The 6,938-nt window shown below is 44.6% G+C and carries 8 protein-coding genes; all 8 read right to left on the bottom strand.

What is annotated here, in order from left to right; translation table 11 throughout:
* Positions 1 to 228: 228 nt before the first annotated feature.
* Positions 229 to 1,329, bottom strand: a complete 1,101-nt coding sequence (gene tri1, locus DOU50_RS01830) for an ADP-ribosylarginine hydrolase Tri1 (protein ID WP_148768642.1) — start codon at positions 1,327 to 1,329, stop codon at positions 229 to 231.
* 38 nt (positions 1,330 to 1,367) lie between these two features.
* Positions 1,368 to 1,733 (bottom strand): immunity protein Tsi6 family protein, encoded by a 366-nt coding sequence (locus DOU50_RS01835; RefSeq protein ID WP_410374673.1) that lies wholly within the window; start codon positions 1,731 to 1,733, stop codon positions 1,368 to 1,370.
* Between the two features lie 95 nt (positions 1,734 to 1,828).
* Entirely contained in the window at positions 1,829 to 2,896 is a 1,068-nt protein-coding gene (tri1, locus tag DOU50_RS01840; protein WP_148768644.1) for an ADP-ribosylarginine hydrolase Tri1, read from the bottom strand.
* Positions 2,897 to 2,921: 25 nt separating this feature from the next.
* Complete coding sequence (locus tag DOU50_RS01845) at positions 2,922 to 3,272, bottom strand: immunity protein Tsi6 family protein (RefSeq protein WP_024909802.1); 351 nt, start codon at positions 3,270 to 3,272, stop codon at positions 2,922 to 2,924.
* 253 nt (positions 3,273 to 3,525) lie between these two features.
* Positions 3,526 to 4,599 (bottom strand): hypothetical protein, encoded by a 1,074-nt coding sequence (locus DOU50_RS01850; protein ID WP_048992419.1) that lies wholly within the window; start codon positions 4,597 to 4,599, stop codon positions 3,526 to 3,528.
* A gap of 22 nt (positions 4,600 to 4,621) precedes the next feature.
* Positions 4,622 to 5,056 carry a hypothetical protein gene (locus tag DOU50_RS01855; RefSeq protein ID WP_073961692.1) on the bottom strand — a complete coding sequence of 145 codons (435 nt, stop codon included), beginning with the start codon at positions 5,054 to 5,056 and terminating at the stop codon, positions 4,622 to 4,624.
* A gap of 24 nt (positions 5,057 to 5,080) precedes the next feature.
* Positions 5,081 to 6,136 carry a PAAR domain-containing protein gene (locus tag DOU50_RS01860; protein WP_090421166.1) on the bottom strand — a complete coding sequence of 352 codons (1,056 nt, stop codon included), beginning with the start codon at positions 6,134 to 6,136 and terminating at the stop codon, positions 5,081 to 5,083.
* A gap of 22 nt (positions 6,137 to 6,158) precedes the next feature.
* The coding region (locus DOU50_RS01865; protein ID WP_148768645.1) for a type VI secretion system Vgr family protein at positions 6,159 to 6,938 on the bottom strand (780 nt) is incomplete at its 5' end.

Below are 6,938 nucleotides of genomic sequence, written 5' to 3' on the forward strand. Positions count from 1 at the left end.
CCTCGCGGCCCGTCAGTTTCCAGAACAGAAGCCCCTCCACCGGGAGCTGAACGGTAATTCGGTTGAGCATAATCTTTATTCCACTATGGACTAATCTCAGCGCCAGAAGTTAACTCATTTCAATACGCAAAGCGTAAACGCTGCTGGTTTGATAATGAGTAGCTGTAAGTTTGACTTCTCATGCCACAAAAAAAACAACTTTTCCTGAATTTTCATCGAGATAAACAGTTACAAGAAAGTGTCTTCAGGGGCTCTATCGAACAATTCACCAGCCATTTTGGCGATACGTTCATGTTGTACGAGTTTATTTTTCCACTCCTGCGGAATAGCGGAATAACCATATAATGCTCCCGCTATTTGTCCCGCCGTCGCCGCAACGCTGTCAGCATCATCGGCAAGGTTGGCTGCCAGCAGAATGGCATCACGGAAATTATCCGTTTTCCATACGGACCACATCGCGGCCTCAAGCGTATCGATAACGTAACCGCTTGAACGAATCTGATCGCGAGTTTTTTGCTTATACTCACCCGCGTTAATGATCATTACACGTGGCTGAAGCGGCATAACGTGTGGTGTAAAAACAAAATCTTTATTGCTACCGTTAATCATATGCACAAGCAAAAAACTTAAATACTGCGTGCTATTTATTGCTTCCGCGGCACCGTGTGTTGCGATACATTGTTTTTTAGCTTCATAAAACGCTTTGCTTAATGATTTTCTAAAAAAAATAGAGACAGGTGCTTGTCTGATAATGGAAGCATTACCTGCAGTTTCTGGCGAAGTATTACCGTTCCACCCAGGACCAACTATTAAATATTGTTCTAAAGCAAACCGAGTTGTATTGCCTATATCAAAACAGACGCCATTTGAACTGTTATAACCATGCTGATACCATTCCAGAAGCTTATTCCTGAAGCATATAGTATCAGCATCACCCTTCTCAAGGAGTGTTTCCGCAAGACATAACGCCATGGATGTATCATCCGTCCATTCGCCGGCACGAAGCCGAAATGGCCCACTACCTGTCATATCTTTGACGTGTGCTTTGTCACGAGGTAAAAATTCGAGCGTCGTACCTACAGCATCTCCAACAGCAAGACCAATAAGCGTACCTACCGCACGATCCCGTGATTGCGCTAGTGAGATATTACATGGTGGTGTTAAATCCCATTGTTTTTGTACATCACTATTTGAGGATGATTCTAATGGCTTATTATCATACGTATACTGCATCCTTCGCTGGACTGAAGGTCTGCTAATGGGTAAGTATTTACGATATCTATCAACATATTTTAACAAGGCATTTAAATCAGCATGTAAGTCAATCACCTTTCACCCATAATAAAAAATATTATTCATATGAAATACTAAAATTCATCAGGGAATTTCTTCATGAGGTTTTGTTTCTTTTTATTATAGTTGGTATCGACCTCATGCGGCAGCCTAACCTTTAACCCTCGGCGGATTTGATCCACAATAAACCAGGCCTCTGACAACCTTTCAAAAAACAACTCATCAGAATGATCAAACTCCTTCCCTGCATACATACCGAACGTCATATCCCATAATTTCGCTCTATCCTTTTCCTTGCCTTCGATTAAATCCCGTAGAAATAATAATTGTTGTACAATAGAGTCGTACATTTGCAAAAGCGGGGATTGGGGATCACGATTCTTGACGTCTGCATATCTTTTCTGTGCTAAAGTTAATGCTCTATCAACGTAACCAAACATTGTCATTTCATTCATTGCAGTAGATTCAGTTAACTAAAAATTCCATACCTGATCGCAAGTCATCATATGCCCTCGCTTACCCTTGGTAATTCTAACTATAAAAAATTATCCTCAGGCGCTCTATCGAATAGTTTACCCGCCATTGTGGCAATACGTTCGTGTTGTACGAGTTTATCTTTCCAGTCCTGCGGGATCGCGGAATAACCATACAACGCCCCCGCTATTTGTCCCGCCGTCGCCGCGACGCTGTCAGCATCATCGGCAAGATTGGCAGCCAGCAGAATCGCATCACGGAAATTGTCAGTATTCCATACGGACCACATCGCGGCCTCAAGCGTATCGATAACATAACCACTTGAACGAATCTGATCGCGAGTTTTCTGCTTATACTCACCCGCGTTTATGATCATTACACGCGCGCATAATGGGAAAACATGAGGCGAAAAAGCTTCGTCTTTTTGATAACCGTTAATTAAATAGTGCAATACTAATCCGAGGAATTGGCATGCATTAATTGACTCTACTGCACCATGAGTTGCTCGACTCTGAGCCTGGGATTCGAAGTAAATCGCACGCAGCGATTTTCGACGGAAGATAGACACCGGAGCTTGACGAATAACCCCAGCATTACCAGCCGTGTGCTTTTCTGTATTACCATACCAGGAAGGTCCGACAAGCATATACTGTTCAAGCGCGAATCGCGTCGTTTTACCGATATCAAAACAACGACCATTACTGCTGTTCTCCCCATTGAGATACCATTTCAGGAGATATTTTCTAAGTACATCGGTATGCATTCTGTTTTCTGAAAGATAAGTTTCTGCCAGACATAATGCCATAGACGTATCATCTGTCCATTCACCGGGTTTTAATTCAAAGGGCCCGCCACCAATCATATCCACTACATGTTCACTATCTCTGCGTTTAAATTCAAGAGTAGTGCCAACTGCATCGCCAACAGCCAAACCCACTAACGCCCCAAGTGCTTTATCGCGTGAAACATCTTCATTTGTGATTAAAGGTAATGTTTCATCCCATACATGAGAGGAATTTGAATCATCAATGCTGCTTCTTATTACCTTACGAACATTAACTGGCATGTAGTGATGATAACGATCGGCATAATGATTAATTACTGAGTCTTCGCTGTAAAGATCTATCATCCCGCCCCCTTTAATCAAACGTTGTTTACCACTTGCGATACCGTCTTTGCCTTTTCAAATACTCAACGTCTTGCTCATGAGGGAGAATAAACTTCAATCCTTTTCCCATTTGCGAAGCTATATAATTAACATTGGACAAATGCTGAGCAAGTTCTGCATCGGTTGTATCAAACTCTTTTGACGCAAGCACTCCAAGATTTAATTTGTGCAATTTACTTTTATCTTTCTCAGACCCCGTTAGAATAGACTTAATATAGTCCAACTGATTCTTTGCCATAACATATAAAGAAAATGTAGGATTTTCTTCTAATCGATGATTAATTGCGTCAATAGCATCATTGATATAATCCAGCGCGGTGTGATTTTCTTTACTCATGAGTCACCTCAAATACTGCCCTGGCGTGCCGTTAACATAGCGGGATGTCAGTTTTCAGAACAGAATATCCACTCCCGCGAGCTGAACGATAGTTCAGCTGAGCATGATTTTTTATTCCACGATGATCTGATCTCAGTGCCTGAAGTTAACTAATCCTCAGAACGAAGGCGGTTATGATATTGTTTCTTTGAAACAAAAATAAAACCACATTTCTGTGGTTTTATTTAGATGGCCATGAATTAACTTTGTCAGCTCATCGTTTTTCTATGCGAAACGTAGAAAGAATGATTTCCATGCATCGTTTATTGGCTTCGTAATAATAATCCTGATGATTACGATGAGGCCCAACCACCTCAACGTAACACCACAAATCATTAATTTTAAAGATACGCATATCGTAATAAGCCCTGATATTCTCAGCAGCACTGACTACCTCTCCCGTACAGCTATAAAGATCGCCTGTAAACGTGGGATTGATATCATTTGGGATGCTGGCAATGTCCGATGTCGTAAGAGAGACCGCACTATCGTGGCGGTTAAAGCGCGCAGTTGCTTCATCGAAAATAGCCTGCGCAGCGGGATAATCAGCCTGACGGAAAAGACAGAAATTAATCACTCCATGGTTGACGTTACCTATTGTGTGTTCAATTACCAGACGATTATCATCCAGCGTATTCACCAGCCATGAATCCGGAATTTTAAATCCACTGTCATTTTTGTTGCTAAGGCTGACTGTTTTCAACAGTTCTGAAAGCATCAAATTGCTGCGATGCAGTAAATCCCAGTTGATAGCAATCAGGAAAATAGTATCGGCAATCGTGTTGTAATCCTTCGACGCACAAGCCGTTTTCAAAAGGAAGTAATTTCCCCCACCATTTACAGGATTATAATCCTTCTGCACCGTATATCGTGAAACGACCTCATCACCCGATGGCATCGTTTTAATGGACAGGATATCCGCAAACTTCCCGCTTCCTGAAGGATGAGTAATTATCCTTTGGCTCAGTACTTTCTCACCCATTAAATCGAGCTTATTGATAAGCCAGTCTGACGCATTCATCTCCCACTGACAGTGTTCATATGCAGCCCAGACTTCAATATAGGGGCCGGTGTCATCGGCGATGTATCGTCCGATATTCGTCAGTCCAACCTCCTGAAACGTGATCGGCTTTAACTCTGCTGGCTTAACATTCTGGGGTAACAATAGCCAGTAATGAAGCATCTCTTTTTCTGCAGAGGTATAGAGACATTTCCAGAAATTTTCCCGAATCTCTTTTTCCTGATCCTTTATCTCAAGAGGAAAAAAATATTGTTTTTCAGTAACCATAATGCAACCTCACTCGTCGCGCTTACTTAAGCCATAAACCCGAAAACATAAGGAAGCTTCCGAGGGTAATTAAGCTTTTAGCAAAGATAAGTAAGCCAGGCGCCACGGCACGTGTCATAGACGATAATTTTTCATAATTTTCCGCGTTATATCTTTTGTGCCCCCCCATAATCCCGGAAAATAACGTGCAGAGCAATACTACTGTGATCTTTAATCCCCAAACACACAGGAAAGACATGGATAAGATGATCGAATAATGCTTGGCCGTTGCGACGGAAAATAATGACATTGACTGAGCAAGCCATTTCAACGTAAAGCCAATGACGACCGTAGCCACTAACACCAGAACGAACATTAACCCCGCAAGGAGCCACTGCTTTTTGTTAAATAAATCTTTTCCATTCCAGATAAGCGCTAGCGTCCAAATCATAAAGAGAATAAAGAAAAACCAATGCATCACAACGTTCCCCATTTACACATTTTAATCTCCTATCAGGACTGTAACACAGCCAGTCTTAATCACACCATCGCCACTGCCCGCCGCTGGGGACGGCTTACTTTCATCATCGTCATAAATCCAGTCAAGGATCGGTTTGAGAGCAAATTTGATACTGGCATCCCCTCCCAGACCGAGCGCCGCTGCAAGCTCACCGGACACCTTAAGGTTAAATGAATAATCAGTGCTATCAATCCAGGTTCCCACGCCTGCAGAAGCGCCAGCGCTCCCTGCACTCCCTGAAAGTTTGCCATCGGCAACGACTACGCCATAAAAATCGGCTTTAGCCGTCGCCTCTCCTTTGACCGCCGCGGCTTCTGCGCCAAGTTCAACATTAAAACCATAACGCCCTTTATTTCCGTCATATAGTTCACTGACGGCCTTCGCTTCAGCGGTTGCCAGGTATACATCCCCACCGACGCCGCCGTATTGTTGCCCTTCTTTACCAATGCTTCCCGAGGCGCCATATTGTATCGCGGTGGCGTTTGCATTGAGATTAATCGCCCCGTAATCAGCTCGATCGGTCACTAACGTGCCGCTGGCAGCCGCCACCCCTACTTTAGTACGTACCTCGCCTTTATATTTATCCTGGCTTTTTGTATTCCCGACCGTGATATCGGCAAGTGCGAATCCGGCTGAAGCCGTATCAGGTTTTCCAAAGCCGGATTTATCTTCAAGGCTTGCATAGGCGCCAAGCACACGGGCGTCGTAAACATCACCATGTATAGCACCATCTTTACCCGCATCCTTCGCCGCCGTACCGCCCCAGTATTGCGGAGGTGCGGGTTGAGTGGATGCGACTGCAGGGGTCGCTGAGGTATTGCAACCCGTCTTGTCACCTTCCCTGGCGAGAGGCAAACCGTTCACAAATACCGTTGTTGAACCACTGAGAATACTTCCCTGACCATGTTGGGAGCATGAAAGCGGGTCGCCTTTTCGTGCTGCCGGAAATCCGCCAATAATTACGTTGGGACTTCCGCTTTGAATTGGGCCAGTATGTGCGCTGGAATCAATGCGCGCTCTGGCGGCTGGTTTTCCCATAATAGCGTTCTCTGTACGCAGATTAACTGTTAACTTTTACAATCGCGCCCTTAATATCGGTAAGGTTAGTTCCCGTTATACTCACCGTATCATTTGCCTTGAGCTCGGTATTGATCCCATCACCTAGTTTTGTAAGCTCATCACCTTTGAAGATGGCTTGTTCCACAGCCTCTGCTTTGAGGTTGCCCTGGCCTACGTGAATCTCAATGGTATCCGGGGCGATCAGAATATAGTTGTCTTTAACTTTGAGTTTAATCGTGGTCACAGATTCCAGCAGCGCGTTACCTTCTTTATCCATGGTCAAGACGGTTTGATCTTTCCCAACGTTTATTACGTGCTTGTTACCAATATTATGCGTTTCATTATTACCTACATCTGATTTCAGGTTCCGCTTAATCGTAATATTCTCATCCTGTCCGATGGTTTTTCTACGATCGACACCGACATCATGAGTTTCAGAATTTTCAATATCCGTATCCATATTTTTTTCTGCATGGATCCAGATCTGCTCGTGCCCGGCTTTATCTTCAAAACGGAGAATATTGGCATTGTCTTTATGGCCATCTTTGCTGCGGCTATAAAAGCCCATCTGCGTCGCCGCAGCCGGCAGCGCCCACGGCGGCATGCTCGCGTCGTTGTACACGCGCCCGGTAATGATCGGACGGTCCGGGTCGCCGTTGATAAAGTCCACCACCACCTCATCGCCGACGCGCGGGATCTGCACCCCGCCGTAGCCCTGGCCCGCCCACGCGCTCGACACGCGCACCCAGCAGGAGCTGGTGTCATCGCCCTTCGCCAGACG

The organism is Enterobacter sp. C6 (assembly GCF_008122455.1).
Classification (GTDB): Bacteria; Pseudomonadota; Gammaproteobacteria; order Enterobacterales; family Enterobacteriaceae; genus Enterobacter; species Enterobacter pseudoroggenkampii.